Below are 18,226 nucleotides of genomic sequence, written 5' to 3'. Positions count from 1 at the left end.
CGACATCTGGGTCAAGACCAAATGCTGGGAGGTCGGCGATTTCGAATTACTTGGTCTGAAACGGGAGACCGGGCAGCAGACCGTTGGGCTCATGGCACGGGAGGGCAAATATGCCGGTCCCGCCACCATTGCGCTGACCAAACAGATGCGTGAACGGCTGATGGAGCGCGTTCGCAAGGGTAGACAACCAGAGGGTCTTCCGGAGGCGATCACGGGGCCAGAGGTGGAATGGCTCAAGCCTGCTATCAAAGCGCGGGTGCGCTATCTGCGTGGCGAGAACAAGCTGCGCCACGCTACGCTGCAGGGGCTGGTGGACGACTAGTCGTGAGCTCTCGACGGAACCTAAAGTCTGTCAGCATCTTATCGCGTCATGAGCACTCGTGGCACCAACTTCCTGTATCAGTGGATCTCGGCAATATGCCCGAGACGGTCGGCGCAGATATCATCTCGGTGAGTGATTTGACCGATAAGCTCTTTGCGGACGCCTACGAAGCGATATTGGACGCCATCATCCATCACGACTCTGGCTTGGTCGATTGAAGCTCAAGCGCTGCCCCACGAAACGCTGCAGGGTGGGTCGAAGACAGGTATCGACCTCAAAGCGGCCTCCATCCAGGTCCGTAGCACGCCGCAGCATTCTTTATCGATTGTGCAAGCCACCCCAGGGAGGGTTTCTGTCAGGCGATTAGATCGATTGGGTTCGCTATCCCGTTCGCTACCCTAGTCTCCTCAGCAGGTGGTCGCCCAAACTGCTTCAAAAGGCCTTTCGCTATCTGACGTGGTACCGCTTGCGAAAACAGATACCCCTGACCGAGCTGACACCCGATCTCCGCAAGTAAGACCGCCTGGGCTTCGTTCTCGATGCCTTCGGCGATGACCTGGATGTCGAGCTTGCGAGCGATGCCGACCAAGCCCTCGACGATCGCCAGGCTCGGATCTCCCTGGACAAGGCGGTCAATGAAGGATTTGTCGATCTTGACGATATCGACCGGCACCGTCAGCAGATGCGTGAGCGAAGCGAAGCCGGTTCCGAAATCATCGAGCGCGACGCGCAGGCCATGGGCCCGCAACGCCTTGATCTCTCGAGCGACGACCGGATCGCGCTGGCCGAGATAGACCGACTCCGTGACCTCCAAAATGATATGCTTCAACGGAACGTTCTCGCGGCCGAAGGCGGCTTCGAGACGCGCGTAAAGCGTGCCGCTATGAAAATCGGCTGAGGTAATGTTGATGCCGACATGCTGCAACGGGATACCTTGATCCAGCCACGAACGCGCGTCCGCTGCGACGATCGCCATCATGCGTTCCGTCAGATGCGAGGCGACGCTGACATCGGAGGTTGCCTGATGAAAAGCAGCGGCGGAAACGACCTCACCATCCGGCTTGCGAAGGCGGCAGAGGGCCTCCATGCCGACGATCGCGCGGGTGTCGAGCCGCAGGATCGGCTGATAGAACGCGTCGATCCGCCCTTCGCGCAAAGCTACGTCGACATCGCGGATCACCTCAATCCGGGTCTTGATTGCGCTGCCGATTCCCGGCGAGTACAGCACGAAGCCGCCTCGCGAAGTTTCTTTGGCGTGGTAGAGCGCGAAATCGGCGTTTTGGCGCACGCTTTTCGCATCGACGTCCCCCGCCGACAGCACTGCGCCGCCGATGGTAGCCTGTGCCAGGATCATGTGCCCGTCGCAGTCGGCGGGCACAGCCAGAGTGTCGAGAATATGACGCGCCGTGCTCTCGATGCCGTCGGGCGCTCCGGCTCGTTGAAGGATTACGACGAACTCGTCGCCGCCCATGCGGAACACGCGGTCAGGCGCCAGGCTTTCGGCGAGACGTGACGACACCGCCTGTAGCAAAGCATCGCCGGCCGCATGGCCGAAGGTGTCGTTGATGGTCTTCAGGTTGTCGAGGTCGATGATCAGGACTGCCCAGGCGCTAGGTTGGCCAAAGGACAGCCGCTCCAGGGCGACGTCCAAACTCGCCCGGTTCGGCAGGTTGGTGAGGGCATCGACATAGGCGCCGCGCTCGCCCTCGATGACCCGCTGGTGACGCTCAAGCGCGATGGCGCATAGGGAGGTACACGAGGCGACGACCTCCGCCTCGCGCGGGGTGGGGCCGCGCTTCTCCGTAAAGTACAGGGCAAAGGTGCCGAGCACAGCGCCCGCGGCGTCGCAGATCGGGCTCGACCAGCAGGCCTTCAGGCCCAGCGCCAGGACTGGCTCCTTGAAGCTGACCCAGCGCGGGTCGGTCGCGATGTCCTTCGCAGCCACGGCTTTTCCGAGATAGGCCGCACTGCCGCAGGAGCCCACAAGCGGGCCGATCATCAGGCCTTCGAGAAGAGCCATATATTCATTCGCGAAGCTGGAACCTGGGAGGGGATGCAACAAGCCATTACCGTCAACGCGCAGAACGGAACACCTGACGCCCGGCAACAGTTTCTCGATCTGGCGGCAAAGATGGTCCGTCGTCGCTTCGAGCGTTTCGCCCCGGGCGATCATTTCGAGAATATTGTTCTGGAGATGCAGCACGTTACCCCGCCAATCCGCGTTCCTAAATACCCTGCAGGCATTCCTGGCGAAATCCCTCTGAGGAGACGCAGTGTACGAGATGATAATGTCAGGTAATTCTTTACAAGTTGAACGAACCCGCTCCGCGGATCCGAGTTGAGCGCGGTGTATTTTCCCTTGAGGCCAGCCCGTGCCTCCAGTCCCAGGACCACCGGCACTCCAGGAGTCGTCCTCGCCTGATAACAGCAGCTCTGCGGGCGAAGGTCCCGAATGGGGCGGCAATGGAGGTTTCGTCGACACTGGAAACAATCGGGGAACGATGCCGCGCCAGGGTACCAGGGTGATTTCGGTGGCGGTTAGCCGAGTGATCCTCCTATGGCGGCAAGGCGGCAGGTGATGCCGCAAGTTGAGCATCGCTCGCACAAAGGACTCAACGATCGCGCCGAGAAATCGCATGTGCCGCTGCGAAAACGGTAACGGGCCACGCAGGGCAGCGAATTCACCTCGAAGGCCATCCAGGCATGGGCCGGGTCCGTGTCGAATGGCACTACATCGTGCCTGGCAAGCCGATGCAGAATGCCTCCATCGAGGGCTTCGACGGCCGCCGCGACGAACTGTTGAACGAGACGCTGTTCAACTCACTTTCACTGGTCCCTGGCCCCGATGGCGCGGCGACTACAACAGCGCGCGGCTCAAGTCTTCGGAATGTCGAAGCCCCCAGCCTCCTTATCCAGATATTGAAAGGTCAGGCTCGATGGCGGGGAAGGTGAAGGATTGACTGGTCGGGTTTGCGGGCCGAGCTTGTCGGCCGCTCAATCGAAAGCGTCATTTGAGGCGCTTCCTCGCCCGCGTGCAACTGGAAGATGCGCTCGTCCAGTTCCTTGTCTACTTCCGTGAGACGATGGTTTAACCGAAGGTAGTCCGTCCAGGTCGGCGTGCGGAATGTCTCTGTCCATTGCATAGGCTTCTGAAGGTTGCGCTGGAGCGTCCAATTCCGAGCACCGACGCGGCTGTGGACATGACGCCGCTGCCGCATGAGGTCGAGGAAGGCCTCGAGATTTCTCTCGGCTATCAGATATTCGACCTTGACCACGATCGGCCCGCTTCTTGGCTTCAAATTGAGAGCGACAGCTGGGGCGTCGAATTCTTCCAAAGGATCGGGCTCGGACTCGCGGCGCTCGCGAAGAGGAAACAGCACGCCGGCTGCGGCGACGAGCAACAGAGCACCAGCGGAACCCTCCAGGGCCCAGCTCAGGGAATAGGTCTGGGAAACCGTGCCCCATACCCAACTGCCGGCGGCGATGCCGCCATCTATCAAGGCATAGTAGATCGAGATGGTGCGTCCCACGACCCAGCGCGGGCTGGCCAGCTGCACACTCACGCCAACCCCGGACCAGGCGGTGACCCAGCCCGCGCCGCCCAAGGCAAGCGCAATTGCCGCCACCGCAATGGAAGAGGTCAGTGCCAGGGAAAGGGAGCATGCCGCACAGGCGACGCAGGAGAGCCTCATCAGCCTTTCCTGCGATAAGCTCCGCCTGAATGTGCTGTTGGCGAGGCCGGCGAAGACGGCGCCCGTTCCGAAGCCGGCCATAAGCGTGCCATAGGCGAGGGGTCCCCCTCCCAAATGATCGCGGACAACCAGCGGCAGCAGCGCGAGTATGGCGATGCTCGCCAGGCCAAAGAGGGTTCCGCGCGCGATCGCCGCCTTGATTTCCGATGACATCGCCGTGAAGCGCAGCCCGTCATAGATCGCCGTTTTCATCGACTCACGCGGGAGAGGTGAGGAGCGAACCTTCCACTTGCAGCGCCATATGGTGCCTAGCGGGACCATATAGGTGAGGGTGGTTACGGCAAAAGCTGCCAAAAGCCCGAACGAGGCAACCACGATGCCGCCGAGGGCCGGGCCCACGGTCCGCACAGTGTTGAAGCCGACGGAGAGCAAGGTGACGGCGGCGGGAACATCACGTCGGTGCACCATATCGCCAACCGAGGCCTGCCAGGCAGGATCGTTGAGAGCGCCGCCGCTTGCGATCAAGAAGCTGAAGCCGAGGATCATCCACGGACTGACAAAGCCCAGCGCCACGGACGCAGTGAGCATCCCAGAGGCTATCACCATAAGGCAGCGGCCGGCGAACATGACCCGGCGCCGACTGTAATTGTCGGCGAGAACCCCAGCGAAGACGGACAAGATGAAAGCGGGCAGGTTCGATGAAGCCTGCACCAGCGCAACCATCAGATCGGAAGTCGAGATTGTCGCCATCAGCCAGCTGATGGCAACAGTCTGCATCAACCAGCCGAGGCTGGAAACCTGGGTGGCGAGCCAGATCGACCGAAAGGTCGGATTCCCGAGCGGCGCAAATGTCGTTGGTGCAGCCAAATCTTCATTTGATCCAGCCACCCTACTCATTTTGCGAGCCTTTGCTTTCCGAATATTGGCAGGTGTCTCGCACGCAATCTCGACTGGATCGTGGCGGCTGGTCACTGAGAGATCATGCCAATCGCGAATTCCTTACGCGTCGACGCTCCCTGGAGCGGGACATCGAGTTCTTGACGCCGACCAATGCCTGCACGGCGCCAGCAGGAGAGCCGGCCGATCGCAGCGGCACTGAGGAATGGAGCGGGACCCATCGGGCCAGATTGTCCCGGAGTTCCGGGCGCAATGTTTCTTCGACGACCTCATTTGTTTCTAGGCCTTTGGCCAAAAGGGAAGTAGGACCTTTACATCGGCGATAAGGTGCCAAAGGGCGTCGTCGGTTGAGCGATCGTCGCGCTTCGTGTTAAAACAGGGACGGAGCGATGACCAATTCGGAAAAATCCCCAAGCGGCATAGCCTACCCTGACGACCTCGCGTTGCTGAAGCGGGTCTATGATCGGATCTGCGAAGAAAGAGGGATCCGCGCAGGCTCTTCTGAAGCGGAGCAACTGGCGACGCGAGCCATGGACCTATTTGGTATGGGCATTTTCGAAGAAGATGCTCTTTACAAGAACCTGGCATAGCCGGCTAATCATTTTTTGGGCCCAAAGAGGGGATAGTCGCGAAGACGGGAGGAAATGATCGATGGACTCCGAACTTGGTATTGGCAATCAAGATGACGATCAGCCTTATGAGCTTACCTGTTTCGCTAAAAAGCATGGCCTGACGCTCCCGATTGCGGATGCCGTACTGTTCGCAAAAGGGCACTCTCGAACGGCGTGTGACACCGCTGCTTTGGCTTTCCTCTGCGCCGTCGCCACATATGCCAGGAAAGAATCGGCGCGTTAGTTTTCGTCGAGAAAATCCAAGTAGCGAAGCGCGGCGCAAGTCCGATTTCCCTGGCAGGTGTCTGATGCGCCCGGTCAGGCTGCCTTCACCCATTATGTGGCCGGCGCCTCATGCCTTTCCGTACTGGCGGGAGCTATCCTATACGTGCTTCCAAAGCCAATCCGGCATCTCCCGTTCAAATTGATTAAGGCGCTGCCGACATAACGGTCGGTTTTGGCGCTCCGACGTGAGCGCAAAAGCCGGCTGAACTCGCGTTGGACGCCAAGCAGATCGTATCAACGATCGGGGGCTCATCTCGCCGGCCGGCGGGAAGCATTAGGCTCCGCCAAAGAAGCAAAGATGGACTCTAACCAGAGTTTTGCGCCCGAGGGCCGCCTTACGCAGACCCGGGCTGGTTCATCTTGCCTTCAACCACGTCATCCAAGGTGCATAGTTGTGGGAGCCCGGATTCTCGCTTGTCGTTTCACTCATCATGCTTCATCAAAGGGCACTTTGCTGAGCGATGCCTTTTCGCGAGACGCGACCATGTTCCTTCGTTGGAAACTCACTCACCAGCGGCGTTGGATGCGCTGAGTATGTCTTGGGGAGAATGAGGACGCTTGCAGATCTTCGACAGGATTGACTCGCTGATAGACGCAGAAGATTTTGGGGCCGCGATCGAAGAGACGCGCGCCCTGCTGCTTCAGCTCGAACAAAGGTCTGACGCGCTCACACATGCGATCGACGACTTTCTGCTCGATCTGAGGACGCTGGCTTTCATTGTTGAATGTTACGGACGCGGCTTTGAACTTTTGGCGCGAACGCTTGCCCGTAGAAGACTGGCAAAGGTCAGGCTTCTGTCGGGAGGGGTCCACTCCGCCAGGCAGAAATGACCCCCAAAGTCTGATGGCTGAAGCGGCGGTCGCCCGGCGTTGCGCACAGTGACGAAGGTAATGGAAACACCAAAAAAATAGGGCCATCGGAAAACCGAGGCCCTTTAGGTGTGAAGGTCAAAACCTTCAGAGGAACAGCTGATACGATGGAATGGGAGGAAACCATCGCGTGCATCAGCTGCAGGCTTAATGGCTAAAAGTTGTGCAATGCGCAAACACATTTTGTGCAGTGCAGCTATGCAAGAACGGCGAGGCTCCCTCCTTCCCCCAAATTTGCGCCCGGAATGTTCGTGCTGGTCCCCTGTGTGCGTGCCCGGCGCAATGCGGCGGTCACCTGAAAAGCGTGATCCCGGCAGGAAGGCTTTGCCTCGTGCGGCTCGCAAGATCTGGCTGCATAGGCGCTCGTCCACGCCCTTACCGCCATTCGCGGATGATGCGTTTCATGATCGCTTTGAGCATCTCGGATCGCTTTGAGCATCTCGCGGTCTTCGCTGCGACAGCGAACGCCGACACGAGAGTGTCCAATCGAAAACCGGGCTTAAACTCTTGCATTGACCCCCGAATCGACAGGAAGGTGCCGCCGTCCTGGAAGCTCGCCGATCAGGTCATCACTGCGGGGGTTCGCGGCATCCTATTTCCATCGCTGCGCCAGATGGATTTAAACGCGCTGCGCTATATGGGCGTCGAGCCAGACATTGCCGTTGAGGTGGACGCCAACGGGCACGAGGCTGCATTCATTGCGGCCGGTGTCGGGATTTCGGTGACAAACAGTGTCGTCGCGAAGGAATGCGCTTTCTTTGGCCTCCGGTTCCGGCCTTTTGAACCCAGCGCAATTTGTCACTACGTCGTGTTCTGGCAGCGGGGCGGCCAGTTAAGCGGCCAGCTGCAGCTGGCAAGGGAACGGCTCGCCGATGCGCTGCGGGATCCCACATGACGGAATCGCGGCGACTGCCGTCGCGGCCATGCCCTGGCAAACCGAAGCGAGGACGCCTCGGAGAGGTTGACGCTGCCGATCCGGGAAGTATCCCGTGCCCGGAAAGGACGCCCGTGCTACGCATTTTCCGAAGTTGAAGCTGGCTGTCGTCGCGGTTTTTTCGGCCTATCGGCGGTGTTCGTACCCCTAGCCTTCAAGTAAATGGCCCAGCGCCTTCAGCGGACGCAAGCGATCACAAATGATCTTCACAATGGCCAGCACAGGAACAGCCAGGATCGCTCCGGGCACACCCCACATCCAGAACCAGAATACCAGCGACAGAATGACCAGCACGGGGTTCAAGGTGAAGCGCCTCGCGAGCAACATCGGCGTCAGCGTCTCTCCCTCGACGAGATGGATACCGAAGTAGAGGGCTGCCGGCAACAGCGCCCATAACAGGCTGTCGAAGGTGAGCATTCCCGCAAGGACGAAGATGCTCATCCCGAACAGCGGCCCCAGAATGGGGATGTAGTTGAGCAGGAAGGCCGTCGCGCCCCACAAGAGAGGATCTCCGAGCCCACAAAGATACATCGCGGCCGCGGTGGCGATGCCCACCGCGGCATTCATGCCGGTAATCGTCACCAGATAGGCGGACACATCCCCCTCGATCTGCTGAGAGATATCGACTGCTTGCCGCTTTTCGCTCAGTCGCGGCAGGATCTCGACAAATCGCCGAAGGAAAGTATCGCCGGACACCATCAGGAAGTAGAGCACCAGGACGGTCGTGAACAAGCCGTCGAGGACGGCGCGCGTACCCGAGAACAAAGCGCCAGTCAGGCCGAGGTCACTGCGGATCGAGACGGTCGAGCCTTTCTGTCCAGGATTGTCGGCGATCTCTTCTACCTGCTGGATGAATTTCTGCAGCGCCTGGATCGGACTTTTCAGGACCACCAGATGTGTTTCAAGACGCGGTATCCCTTGCGGCAGTCTCTCCGCCCATGTCGCTGCAGGCCCCGACAAGGCCGCAACAAGACCGACCAACACGGCGACAACGAGTAGAATCGGCAGGAGCACCCCCAAGGCTCTTGGCAGATGGACACGCTCCAGCAACCGAACGACAGGCTGCAGGAGGAGCTTCAACACGAAAGCAAGCACGACAGGAAGGACGATGGAGCTTGCCACATTAGGTCGACGCTCACCGTGAACAGACCGCCAAGAAAGAATGTCTGCGGATTGGATGGCAACGGCATCTCCGTTTCGTCGACCATCCGGCTCGGCTCGGCATTCGGTTCCGGCTCAGACGCCTTCCGGTCCGTCGACGAAGGCGGGCGCTGCGGTGGTCGTGCGATTGGACCCATGGTTGTGGTTCACCCTTGTCCCCGTTGCCTCACTTGGCTGCGCGCATATGCTGTCTCGTAGATGAGTTGTGCTCTACTCCCGATCAATCAGATATCACGGGTCAGCGCGACGACTTCGAATCGTTTCGCAAGTTGCACCCGGAAAATCATCATGGTCCAGTATCGAAATCCGATCTCACACACGAGACTCCGGCATGAGGCAAAACCGCTCGTCATATAGTGCCGCGGCACGCCGCCAATTGCCCATGAAGCGCTTGCGCCAGTGGTGTAGGGTTGGACGTAGTGGAGCCTCGAGATTTCGACATCGGTGACAATCAGGCCCGAGCGCTCAGCGGCAGCGAAGACTTCGCAGAGAGATGCAAGATCTCATGAGTTACCGAACCACCTGACTGCCTATCGAATATTGCGACAAGATCAGAGAAACACTTGCGAGCAATCTATTCTGATCTGCATAGTCGCAGTAGTCAAAAGCAAGGTGTGCTGGAGAACCAGAAACAATGCCCGGGGACCGTCATTCTTGCGTCGGAAAGTCAGGAGCGGACCATGGCGCTGTCAGCCAACCTCTATGTTCATCTCGGCAAAATGAGGTCTGTCGAGCGCAGAGCCGCGGGCGCATTTGGCACGTATTCAAAGGGCTCTGGGTAATACCGCTATCCGTACAACAGAAGTTCGCGCATAGTTTCCGAAGAGAGATCGCCTTTGAATTACGATTTTAAGCCCGGTTCGGCCAATATACGGAAAACAGTTGGTTGCCGAAGATATTGGTTTGAATGACTCGCTAATCGACTGTCGGAAGTGTACAAAGTAGATGTTGTCAGCCTGTGAGTGGGCGCTGGCAATTGAAAGAGTCGATCACGCTTTCGCCCCCCTTTACCACGGGAGAAGCGCGATGGCGGTCAACGGCATAGCGTGCGCCGTCCGGTTAACGACGTGTCCAGCGTAGTCGCCAAGTCCGAAGAGCAGAAGGACGCCGAAGCCGAAGTCGAGGGCTTTCAGGACGACCTTGGCCCGTTCGTGGTTGCCGCCGAGACGACACGAATGGCCATGGTTTTCACCGATGCGAAAGAGCCCGGCAATCCCATCATCTTTGCCAATGACGCGTTTCTCGCCCTGACCGAATACGCCAGGGATGAGGTCAGCCATTCAATTTCCTGATGGCGAACGGCGCCGACACCCGAGCCCTGAAACGCATCAAGGTCGAGTTCGAAGCCAATGCGGAGACGGGTACGGAAATCCTTTACAGACGCAAGGATGGCACCGAATTCTGGGCGGGCCTTTTCGCCAGTCCTGTCCGAGACAAGAGTGGCGTCATTGTCCAGTACTTTACCTCCTTCGTCGATCTGACCAGACACAAGGAGGAGCAGGCGCAATCCAAAATGCTCATCGACGAACTGAATCATCGCGTGAAGAACACGCTGGCAACGGTGCAGTCCATCGTCTGGCAGGCGTCGCGAGCCAATTCCGATCCCCAAGTAATCCGCGAAGCCGTCGAGTCCCGGTTGTTTGCGCTCTCCCGGTCGCACAATTTGCTGACCCGTGAAAACTGGCACAGCGCCGGGCTGCTCGATGTTCTCCACGATGCCCTGGAACCGTTCGGTGTAACCGACGGGCGGGCCGAGCGATTGGTGATAACAGGCGACAACATCCGCCTTTCGACAAAGGCGGCACTGGCGCTTGGCATCGCCTTCAACGAACTCGCGACCAATGCGATGAAATACGGCGCGTTTTCCAATGACAAGGGCTCTATCCGGATCGACTGGACGATCGAGCCGACGTCTGTGGGCCGCCGACTGATCCTGTCCTGGCAAGAAAAGGACGGACCACCGGTTACGCCACCGTCACGACAGGGGTTTGGCTCGCGCGTGATCGAGCGCGGCCTGACCCACGAACTCGAAGGCGCTGTGCAACTCGACTATCGCCCGGACGGGTTGATCTGCACGATGAACATTCCGGTACCGGGATCTCGCAATGGATAGACTGCCTTCTGGGGATAAACTGCTTTCTGGCCGGCGCATGCTCGTTGTCGAGGATGAAATTCTGGTCCTGATGATGATTGAGGACATGCTGGGCGACCTTGGCTGCGAGTCCGTCACCTCCGCGGCCACGATCGACAAGGCGATCGCCCTTGTCGAGACGCAGGCTTTCGATGCCGCCATGCTGGACATGAATCTGGATGGCGACGACAGCAACACAGTGGCCGACGCGCTTGCCGAGCGCGGTGTGCCCTTCATCTACTCGACTGGTAACAGCGATCGCGATATGCGCGAAGGCTTCAGCAACCGTGCCGTCCTTCGCAAACCGTTCAGCTTTGATGAACTGACCGCCAAACTCGAACGCCTTCATGCCCCCTGATCGAGGGAACAGGGGGCCTTATCTGGGCCGCTGTTGGTATCCGCCCTCGCGCCCCGCTGTTGCGAACGACACGCTACTCCTAGTGTGGCCGCACAAATTTGCCAGGAGCCAGAAGACTTTAAAGGCCACGCTGTGAAATCCATGAAAATCGCGGTGATCCGGTCTTCCGAAGAGCCGTAGCCTCTCACGATCAATGGCTGCCGCCCGGGTCCCCTTGGGCCGGATCCGCTGGGTCGCTTTCGTCGTCGGGCTCTATCAGGTCGATTAGCGCTGCCACCCGTGTTCCAGGCAGCGGTCGTCCCTGGCTCATCAACGCCTCATCATTAAAGGCCCATGCCCATGCCTCTCTCAACTCCTCGATCGAGGCACCGGACGCGATGATTTCCCCAATCGTCACATCGTCTACGGGGCCGAGGACCGAGACAACGTCTTGGCGTGTTATGGTCATCCTTTCCTCCGTTCGAAATACCAGCCAAGCAGATGGGTATTCGATGGAGCGCTTGCCATCAGCCATTCGAGGGGCGGTCGTGAAACTACCTCAGCGTCCCTCTTGACGCTGCGGAAGTCAATTCCCAGCTCATCCTTGCCGGCCGCCGCGGGATGGGCCCCGATGTGTCAGGGAGCGCCATGCTTCGGCATGCAAGCATGCTTGGCGTCCAACTCGTCAAGGGCTATCGAAATCGTTCCAGGCAGACGGCGCGGCGGCTCCGAGGCAGCAGCTGCGAGTCGATAGTATCGGGCACGTCCTCAACCAACTTCTTGGGACAGCGGTAGACGACATAGGCCAGAGTGCCGATGACGAGCAGACAGAACATGGTTGCAGGCTGCATTTGGCTTCCCCTTCGACCAGTCGCAGCAGGGCAGATTGAGAGCGGCGAAGCTTCCGCTAACACGCACCTTTCTCCGATATTCCCGCGATGCATTCCTCCAGGCATTCGAGGCGGAACTTCGCATTGCGAAGCTCAAGTCCTGCTTCGAAACGTCGATGGCGTCCTTGAGGTGTGGTCGCCATGAGGTCGCGCTCCAGTTCCGCAATGCGCGCACGCACCTGCTGAGCGTCGTCCTGGCGCAATGCCTTGATCCATCCACGCCCGCGCATCAGTCTTCCTGCCAGCACCCACCCAAAAAGCCATGCGGATTTATCCACCGAGACCCTAATTTCCGGCAAGCCTAAACGCTCGAAATTTAACTTTGGCTATTTTAGCGAAGACAAAGAGGTTCTTGGGAAAAGGGCGGCGGCGCTTGGGAGGACGAACGAAGTGATATCAGAAGGTCGTCCGTCCTATCGGCCATCTTCGGCTCTGATGCCTGCGCAATCTGTTTGAGGAGCGCTGCAACGGCTTTGGGCATGCCGCGGACAAGCGAAGTAGCGCCGGTCAAGCGCAGTTGCGATGTAGGCATCGGGAGCGCGGTTGGTGTGTGGATAGTCAGCCCTGGCCTATTGTCCATTGAGCCAGCCGGCGCGCATTTTCGCATCATGGTGGCGGAGCATGTTGAATTGGCGCTGTTTGAGCAGTCACTCGGCAATATCGAAGGCCTGCATCGGCCGTTCTGTGATCGTGTGGCTGACGCTGCCGAGAAAACCGCTGGATCGGTTCTTTTCGATGTCCGTGTCGACGGCGATATCTGCGTTCAGCGCATGGCTGCGATTGGATATGGCGTGACCGGCACGGCAATAATCGTAATGGAGAAGAACGGACAACTTAGATGCGCATCGGTAAACGGGGACACCGCTCTCTTGGTGGCAGAGTTGGCTGCCTGGGATGCGTCTCCGCTGCGTGAGCAAGCGAAGATTGACCCCTGCGGAACGGCCATCATCCTGCTAGCGAAGCTTCGGAGCTCAGGTCACTTCGCCCTTTTCTAACCGGCTGAGCGCCGCTTTCTACCTTGCGGGCAAAGCAGCGGAGAAATCATGTTCGGCTGCAAGTGTGCCTGGCGTCCAACTCGTCCATTTCACCGGCTATCGAAAACGTTCCAGGCAGATGGCGCGGAGGTGATAAGGAAGCAGGCGCGCGAACGGCGGCCAGCAGCAGCCTCTCGGCAGTGAGACCCGGCTTCGTCCCCGTCCTCAAACTGTTCACGTTGAACGCCGGACGCGACGGGCTCCGGCCGGATCGATCCAAACCACCCTGGCATCACCTTCGGACAAGAAACCTGCCGTGACCTGAGACCCTGGCGCATCCTAATTTTGCAAAGGTTTACGGTCACCTGCAAGGACTATGTGTTGCGGCGAATGCGCCGGACGGCTGTCCTCGGAGGAGATCATAGCCATAGACATGGCTCTGCCAGGCTTCAGATCCAGCGGTTGTTTTGGGCCATGTGAGTGGCGGAAACGGAAGACGTGCCTCCTGGCGATAGGGTCATGATGAAGCGCGCGAGTTGCTGCCGGCCGATCGAACCGGGCCTTGCAAATTTTTCGTTTTTGCTGCGCCTAACGCAGAAGTTTCGGTTATGAAACGGGACTGGCCTAACGGCCTGCCCACGTTGCAATTGTTACAAAGGAACACACATATGGCGACCGGAACCGTGAAGTGGTTCAACAGCACCAAGGGATTTGGATTTATCCAACCCGACAATGGCAGTCAGGATGTTTTCGTCCACATTTCCGCCGTTGAAAGAGCGGGCCTTTCGACCCTCGCTGATGGTCAGAAGATCAACTATGAAGTCGAACAGGACCGCCTCACGGGCAAGTCCTCAGCTGGCAGCCTCAGCAAAGCTGGCTAATTTTCTCCTGCCTGCTGGCAACCGCAGGATGGACGCGGTACGTCGAGGAAGGACTGATGGCCGCTCGATAAGAAGCGGGCGAGAACAAGGCTCGACCGGAACGCTGGAGCAGGAGATTGCTGCAAGCCGGCGCGAATCCTGGGGAAACCAAGCTATTTGAAAGGAAAGGCGGGGTTGGTTCCCCGCCTTTTCATATTCCGCGCAGACTTTGTCTGTTGCGCGCGCCACAACGAACCTCGAGAGATAAAGTCAGGCGGCGGCTTTCTTGCGGGTCTTCGCCGGCTCCGTTTCCGGCTCTTTCGGTTTGCGGCCGAGCCCCATCGTCTTAGCCAACGCCGAGCGCGCAGCGGCGTAATTCGGCGCGACCATCGGATAATCTCCCGATAGACCCCATTTGGCGCGATATTCGTCCGGCGTCAGCCCATAGTCGGTCGACAGATGGCGCTTTAGCGATTTGAATTTCTTTCCGTCCTCAAGGCAGATGATGTAGTCCGGGGTCACCGACTTCTTGATCGGGACTGCAGGGTTAAGGACCACCGGCTCGTTTGCGGAGACGCTGCCGGCCGTGCCTTTCAGTGCTGTGTGCACCTGGCTGATCAGGGCAGGGAGTTCACCGACCGGGACCGGATTGTTGGAGACATAGGCTGAGACGACATCGGCGGTGAGCTCGATGAGGACGTCGATGTTCTTGTCGGCTTCTTCTGTCATGGAACTCTCCGGGTGGCTTGAAAGACAGCTGGCGAAGTGTCGCTACATAGTGGCGGTTGCTGTTGAAAGCAATAAAGCCCCGGCAAGACTTTTGCCATGCTCGTCCTGCACCGTGGTCAATAGCGACGCATCCCGCCGTCTTGCTCGTGCTGATCCGACCGCGGTTGGAGCATCCATGCTCGATGTGGTGAGGAGGCGATCCTGAAACGCTGCCAAGCCCGTTCTAGGATCTCTTCTATGCTGAAGATCGGAATAGTTCATTCGGGAGAATTCATGTCCGGCGCGCTCGACAATGGCTGCCCCGAGAGCAGAGCTGGCCGCCTGTAAAGCAGCAGGATCGAACTCACAATGATCTGGGATCTGGTCGAGACGATTGAACAAGCACGTCGGGCGCCAAGGCGCGTGCTCACGGGGAGAGGCCCGGTGCCCAGCATCTGGAAGAGCCGGCGGCTGGCGCGTTCAGCTTCATCCTCGACCAGGCTTCGCCCCGACGACCTGCACCGCGACATTGACGGAAAGGGGAGGGGGAAGACGCCTCTGGCCAATCGTCGCCAAAAAAAGCCCGCCGGAATGAACCGGCGGGCGACGGGAGGAAACTCTTTTTGTTGCAATCAGGCGGCCAGAACCGCCTTGGGTTCGACCAACTCGTAGCCGAGCGCTTCGGCGACAGCGCGATTGGTGATCTTGCCCCTGTGGACGTTGAGACCGTTGCGCAGGTGGTGGTCGTCGACCAGCGCCTTCAGGCCCTTGTCGGCAAGCTGCAGGCCGTAGTGCAGCGTCGCGTTGTTGAGCGCGTGGGCCGACGTGACCGGCACCGCGCCGGGCATGTTGGCGACGCAGTAGTGGATGACACCGTCAACCTCATAGGTCGGCTCGGCGTGGGTGGTGGCATGCGAGGTCTCGAAGCAGCCGCCCTGGTCGATGGCGACGTCGACCAGCACCGAGCCCTTCTTCATGCGTGACAGCATTTCGCGCGAAACCAGCTTGGGTGCAGCGGCGCCCGGAATCAGCACGGCGCCGACGACGATATCGGCCGAAAAGCACTCCTCCTCGAGCGCCTCGACGGTCGAATAGCGGGTGTGGACGCGGCCGGTGAAGAGGTCGTCGAGCTGGCGCAGGCGCGGGATCGAGCGGTCGATGATGGTGACGTCGGCGCCAAGGCCGACCGCCATACGGGCGGCATGCAGACCGACGACGCCGCCGCCGAGTACGGTGACCTTGCCGGGCAGCACGCCGGGCACGCCGCCGAGCAGCACGCCGCGGCCGCCATTGGCCTTCTGCAGCGCCGTGGCGCCGGCCTGGATCGACAGCCGTCCGGCGACTTCCGACATCGGCGCCAGCAGCGGCAGCCCGCCACGGTCGTCGGTCACGGTTTCATAGGCGATCGCGGTCACGCCGGAGGCGAGCAGGCCCTTGGTCTGCTCCGGATCCGGAGCCAGGTGGAGATAGGTGTACAGGATCTGGCCGTCGCGAAGCTGCGCCCATTCATTGGGCTGCGGCTCCTTGACCTTGACGATCATGTCCGACTTGGCGAACACGTCGGCAGCCGTCTTGGCGATCGTGGCGCCGGCGGCGCGGTAGGCGTTGTCGTCGGCGCCGATGCCGGCCCCTGCGCCGGTCTCGACCAGCACTTCATGGCCATGGGCGACATATTCGCGGACCGAGCCGGGTGTGAGGCCGACGCGATATTCGTGGTTCTTGATTTCCTTGGGGCAGCCGACGCGCATTGTCTTCTCCTGATCCGGCCCTTTTGGGCTCGTTCCCTGTATTGGGGCCGGAACAAGAGCTGTTCAGAATCTTGCGCTAAGGCCGAACGGAAAGTGAACGCCCGGATGTTCGCTGTGGATACGCCATTTGCCTCCTGTACCGCTAGGCTGCTTTGGACCGAGGTTTGGCCACTACCGTTCTAGCGTGGAGTGGAAAGTGGCCAGACGTGCGCTTCTCAAAGAACACGAACGAAAGACGCTACTCGACATTCCGATCGACGAAGACAGTCTGATCCGCCACTATTCTCTTGCGCCGGCCGACTTGCTGGAAATCCAGCTACGGCGGCGCGAACACAATCAGCTCGGCTTTGCGATCCAACTCTGCTTGATGCGTTATCCCGGCCGGCCACTGTTGGCTAACGAGGTTCCCCCGAAAGCTATCCTTGACTATGTTGCTGGGCAAATAGGTGCAAGCTCGACCGCATTCAGGTTGTATGCCCGTCGTGAGGAGACCCGCAGCAATCACATTGCTCATCTCCTAGGTTATCTACGGAAGCGAAACGCAACTGCCGAAGATCGGCGTACCGCATTGCTGACGGCAATCGAGATGGCCTCAACAACAGACGCCGGTGCTTCGATAGCTGGCGCCATTGTGGCGGAGTTCCGCAATCGAAATTCGCTGCTCCCGGCAGCCAACATTATCGAACGGATGGGGCTCGCGGCTCGCGCTATCGCTCGTCGGCGTGCGGAAAAGACGCTGATCGAAGGCCTTTCGTCTGATAGGCTGCAAGACCTCGACCGTCTTCTGGAGGTTGACCAAACGATCGGGCAGACGCGCTTTCATTGGCTGCGATCAGCGCCAGATGCGCCAGGTGCCTCAAACCTGGTCGGGCTGGCCGGACGTATCGCCTATCTGCGGACGCTGGAGATCGATCCGAAACTGCAGGTCCGCATATCATCGGGTCGCTGGGACCAGATGATCCGTGAAGGCAATGCTACGCCGGCCTGGCTGGCTAACGACTTCAATGCCAGTCGTCGACACGCGCTGATCGTGGCGCAGGTCATCAAACTCAGCCAGAAGCTCACCGACGATGCTGTGACGATGTTCATCAAGCTGATGGGAAGGCTGTTCTCTCAGGCCAACAACCGTAAGAAACAACGGCACATGGATTGCAGGCCCGATACCGCCAAGGCGTTGCGCATGTTCCTCGACACGATCACTGCCTTGCAATCGGCGAACGACTACGGCCAGAATGCTTTGGAGGTCCTCGATCAAGAAGTTGGCTGGCACCGGTTGCTCCGAATGAAGCCTGAACTTGAGTCGATGGTCGAGGACAACGAGGCATCGCCATTGACCTTGGCGGCTGAGCAATATTCGACCGTCAACAAATATGCCGGTGCGTTTCTGCAGGTGTTCACATTCCGCTCGGCGCGTCGCCACGATCCGCTTCTTGTCGCAGTAGATGTATTGAAACGCCTCTATGCCGACAGGCGACGAACGCTCCCGGATCGCGTTCCTGTCACTCATCTCAGTCAAGCCGATCGAAAGCTCATCTTCGGGCAAGATCAGCCTGACCGGCGTCTCTATGAGATCGCCACGCTCGCGGCTTTGCGGGACCGGCTTAGATCTGCGGACATCTGGGTCGATGGCAGCCGATCCTTCCGGCCGATCGACGAGCATCTTATGCCGCGGTCAACATTCACCACCATGAAGGAGGAGGATTGCCTTGGACTGGGCGTCCAAGGTGACGGCGCGCAGTGGCTTGCCGAAGCGCGTCAGATGCTCGACTTCAACCTGAAGCGCCTCGCGCACAGAGCACGGTCCGG

At 59.4% G+C, this 18,226-nt stretch carries 19 protein-coding genes and 3 pseudogenes; 14 read left to right on the top strand and 8 right to left on the bottom strand.

The annotated features are described in order from the left end of the window. Positions 1-91: 91 nt before the first annotated feature. Entirely contained in the window at positions 92-322 is a 231-nt protein-coding gene (locus tag HNQ71_RS33575; protein WP_184879127.1) for a hypothetical protein, read from the top strand. 95 nt (positions 323-417) lie between these two features. Next, a complete protein-coding gene (locus HNQ71_RS35610) occupies positions 418-540 on the top strand; it encodes a hypothetical protein (RefSeq protein ID WP_281391495.1) in 123 nt (40 codons plus the stop codon). 137 nt (positions 541-677) lie between these two features. On the opposite strand, the gene HNQ71_RS33565 is transcribed toward HNQ71_RS35610, so the two are convergent. Next, positions 678-2,495 carry a sensor domain-containing phosphodiesterase gene (locus HNQ71_RS33565; protein ID WP_184879173.1) on the bottom strand — a complete coding sequence of 606 codons (1,818 nt, stop codon included), beginning with the start codon at positions 2,493-2,495 and terminating at the stop codon, positions 678-680. A 387-nt stretch (positions 2,496-2,882) separates the two neighbouring features. Here HNQ71_RS33565 and HNQ71_RS33560 point away from each other — a divergent pair. Both HNQ71_RS33560 and HNQ71_RS33555 read left to right on the top strand, forming a co-directional pair. Further along, positions 2,883-2,978: pseudogene (locus HNQ71_RS33560) on the top strand (IS6 family transposase); the annotation flags it as partial. 15 nt (positions 2,979-2,993) lie between these two features. Continuing rightward, positions 2,994-3,151: pseudogene (locus HNQ71_RS33555) on the top strand (integrase core domain-containing protein); the annotation flags it as partial. 98 nt (positions 3,152-3,249) lie between these two features. Here HNQ71_RS33555 and HNQ71_RS33550 read toward each other — a convergent pair. Then, a complete protein-coding gene (locus HNQ71_RS33550) occupies positions 3,250-4,911 on the bottom strand; it encodes an MFS transporter (RefSeq protein WP_184879170.1) in 1,662 nt (553 codons plus the stop codon). Positions 4,912-5,300: 389 nt separating this feature from the next. Here HNQ71_RS33550 and HNQ71_RS33545 point away from each other — a divergent pair, with 389 nt between their 5' ends. From HNQ71_RS33545 to HNQ71_RS35345, 4 genes are all read left to right on the top strand, one after another. Further along, the gene (locus HNQ71_RS33545; protein WP_184879125.1) at positions 5,301-5,501 is read left to right on the top strand and encodes a hypothetical protein; all 201 of its coding nucleotides are present in this window, start codon (positions 5,301-5,303) and stop codon (positions 5,499-5,501) included. Positions 5,502-5,562: 61 nt separating this feature from the next. Then, entirely contained in the window at positions 5,563-5,766 is a 204-nt protein-coding gene (locus tag HNQ71_RS33540; RefSeq protein ID WP_184879123.1) for a hypothetical protein, read from the top strand. Positions 5,767-6,365: 599 nt separating this feature from the next. After that, complete coding sequence (locus tag HNQ71_RS33535) at positions 6,366-6,638, top strand: hypothetical protein (RefSeq protein ID WP_184879120.1); 273 nt, start codon at positions 6,366-6,368, stop codon at positions 6,636-6,638. Positions 6,639-7,080: 442 nt separating this feature from the next. Next, positions 7,081-7,572, top strand: a complete 492-nt coding sequence (locus tag HNQ71_RS35345; RefSeq protein ID WP_246462479.1) for a type 2 periplasmic-binding domain-containing protein — start codon at positions 7,081-7,083, stop codon at positions 7,570-7,572. A 186-nt stretch (positions 7,573-7,758) separates the two neighbouring features. Here HNQ71_RS35345 and HNQ71_RS33520 read toward each other — a convergent pair. Next, positions 7,759-8,909, bottom strand: a pseudogene (locus HNQ71_RS33520) (AI-2E family transporter). A 930-nt stretch (positions 8,910-9,839) separates the two neighbouring features. Here HNQ71_RS33520 and HNQ71_RS35340 point away from each other — a divergent pair. Genes HNQ71_RS35340 through HNQ71_RS33510 form a run of 3 tightly spaced genes read left to right on the top strand, consistent with a single transcriptional unit; the run spans position 9,840 to position 11,261 of the window. Further along, a complete protein-coding gene (locus HNQ71_RS35340; protein ID WP_246462478.1) occupies positions 9,840-10,064 on the top strand; it encodes a hypothetical protein in 225 nt (74 codons plus the stop codon). Then, positions 10,064-10,885 carry an HWE histidine kinase domain-containing protein gene (locus HNQ71_RS33515; protein ID WP_246462477.1) on the top strand — a complete coding sequence of 274 codons (822 nt, stop codon included), beginning with the start codon at positions 10,064-10,066 and terminating at the stop codon, positions 10,883-10,885. Before HNQ71_RS35340 ends, HNQ71_RS33515 begins: the two co-directional genes overlap by 1 nt. After that, entirely contained in the window at positions 10,878-11,261 is a 384-nt protein-coding gene (locus HNQ71_RS33510) for a response regulator (RefSeq protein WP_184879118.1), read from the top strand. The genes HNQ71_RS33515 and HNQ71_RS33510 overlap by 8 nt, the downstream gene beginning before the upstream one ends. Positions 11,262-11,451: 190 nt before the next feature. Here the strand turns inward: HNQ71_RS33510 and HNQ71_RS33505 are convergent, their stop codons facing one another. Beyond that, the gene (locus HNQ71_RS33505) at positions 11,452-11,709 is read right to left on the bottom strand and encodes a hypothetical protein (RefSeq protein ID WP_184879115.1); all 258 of its coding nucleotides are present in this window, start codon (positions 11,707-11,709) and stop codon (positions 11,452-11,454) included. A 438-nt stretch (positions 11,710-12,147) separates the two neighbouring features. Further along, complete coding sequence (locus HNQ71_RS33500) at positions 12,148-12,408, bottom strand: hypothetical protein (protein WP_343068323.1); 261 nt, start codon at positions 12,406-12,408, stop codon at positions 12,148-12,150. 330 nt (positions 12,409-12,738) lie between these two features. Here HNQ71_RS33500 and HNQ71_RS33495 point away from each other — a divergent pair, with 330 nt between their 5' ends. Together HNQ71_RS33495 and HNQ71_RS33490 are read left to right on the top strand one after the other, a co-directional pair. Continuing rightward, positions 12,739-13,125, top strand: a complete 387-nt coding sequence (locus tag HNQ71_RS33495; protein ID WP_184879163.1) for a hypothetical protein — start codon at positions 12,739-12,741, stop codon at positions 13,123-13,125. A 647-nt stretch (positions 13,126-13,772) separates the two neighbouring features. Then, positions 13,773-13,985 (top strand): cold-shock protein, encoded by a 213-nt coding sequence (locus HNQ71_RS33490; protein ID WP_184879112.1) that lies wholly within the window; start codon positions 13,773-13,775, stop codon positions 13,983-13,985. A 249-nt stretch (positions 13,986-14,234) separates the two neighbouring features. Here HNQ71_RS33490 and HNQ71_RS33485 read toward each other — a convergent pair whose 3' ends face one another. The 3 genes from HNQ71_RS33485 to ald form a co-directional block, all read right to left on the bottom strand. Then, a complete protein-coding gene (locus tag HNQ71_RS33485; RefSeq protein ID WP_184879110.1) occupies positions 14,235-14,693 on the bottom strand; it encodes a Ros/MucR family transcriptional regulator in 459 nt (152 codons plus the stop codon). A 42-nt stretch (positions 14,694-14,735) separates the two neighbouring features. Next, positions 14,736-15,074, bottom strand: a complete 339-nt coding sequence (locus HNQ71_RS33480; RefSeq protein WP_184879107.1) for a hypothetical protein — start codon at positions 15,072-15,074, stop codon at positions 14,736-14,738. A 230-nt stretch (positions 15,075-15,304) separates the two neighbouring features. Continuing rightward, positions 15,305-16,420 carry an alanine dehydrogenase gene (ald, locus tag HNQ71_RS33475; RefSeq protein ID WP_184879104.1) on the bottom strand — a complete coding sequence of 372 codons (1,116 nt, stop codon included), beginning with the start codon at positions 16,418-16,420 and terminating at the stop codon, positions 15,305-15,307. A gap of 196 nt (positions 16,421-16,616) precedes the next feature. On the opposite strand from ald, the gene HNQ71_RS33470 reads away from it, so the two are divergent. Continuing rightward, on the top strand, positions 16,617-18,226 hold a 1,610-nt coding region (locus tag HNQ71_RS33470), incomplete at its 3' end, for a DUF4158 domain-containing protein (RefSeq protein WP_184879101.1).

Origin of the sequence: Mesorhizobium sangaii (genome assembly GCF_014207355.1) — a bacterium.
Classification (GTDB): Bacteria; Pseudomonadota; Alphaproteobacteria; order Rhizobiales; family Rhizobiaceae; genus Mesorhizobium; species Mesorhizobium sangaii.
The sequence above is the reverse complement of the archived record's forward strand: the minus strand, read 5'-3'. Positions and strand labels throughout refer to the sequence as shown.

What these genes read in the sequence shown, in the direction of transcription:
- HNQ71_RS33545 (WP_184879125.1), top strand. Translation starts at nt 5,301, where the DNA reads ATGACCAATTCGGAAAAATCCCCAAGCGGCATAGCCTACCCTGACGAC.
- HNQ71_RS33575 (WP_184879127.1), top strand. Translation starts at nt 92, where the DNA reads ATGGCACGGGAGGGCAAATATGCCGGTCCCGCCACCATTGCGCTGACC.
- HNQ71_RS33565 (WP_184879173.1), bottom strand. Translation starts at nt 2,495, where the DNA reads ATGATCGCCCGGGGCGAAACGCTCGAAGCGACGACGGACCATCTTTGC.
- ald (WP_184879104.1), bottom strand. Translation starts at nt 16,420, where the DNA reads ATGCGCGTCGGCTGCCCCAAGGAAATCAAGAACCACGAATATCGCGTC.
- HNQ71_RS33515 (WP_246462477.1), top strand. Translation starts at nt 10,064, where the DNA reads ATGGCGAACGGCGCCGACACCCGAGCCCTGAAACGCATCAAGGTCGAG.
- HNQ71_RS35345 (WP_246462479.1), top strand. Translation starts at nt 7,081, where the DNA reads ATGATCGCTTTGAGCATCTCGGATCGCTTTGAGCATCTCGCGGTCTTC.
- HNQ71_RS33495 (WP_184879163.1), top strand. Translation starts at nt 12,739, where the DNA reads ATGGTGGCGGAGCATGTTGAATTGGCGCTGTTTGAGCAGTCACTCGGC.
- HNQ71_RS33485 (WP_184879110.1), bottom strand. Translation starts at nt 14,693, where the DNA reads ATGACAGAAGAAGCCGACAAGAACATCGACGTCCTCATCGAGCTCACC.
- HNQ71_RS33490 (WP_184879112.1), top strand. Translation starts at nt 13,773, where the DNA reads ATGGCGACCGGAACCGTGAAGTGGTTCAACAGCACCAAGGGATTTGGA.
- HNQ71_RS33505 (WP_184879115.1), bottom strand. Translation starts at nt 11,709, where the DNA reads ATGACCATAACACGCCAAGACGTTGTCTCGGTCCTCGGCCCCGTAGAC.
- HNQ71_RS35610 (WP_281391495.1), top strand. Translation starts at nt 418, where the DNA reads ATGCCCGAGACGGTCGGCGCAGATATCATCTCGGTGAGTGATTTGACC.
- HNQ71_RS33510 (WP_184879118.1), top strand. Translation starts at nt 10,878, where the DNA reads ATGGATAGACTGCCTTCTGGGGATAAACTGCTTTCTGGCCGGCGCATG.
- HNQ71_RS33550 (WP_184879170.1), bottom strand. Translation starts at nt 4,911, where the DNA reads ATGAGTAGGGTGGCTGGATCAAATGAAGATTTGGCTGCACCAACGACA.
- HNQ71_RS33540 (WP_184879123.1), top strand. Translation starts at nt 5,563, where the DNA reads ATGGACTCCGAACTTGGTATTGGCAATCAAGATGACGATCAGCCTTAT.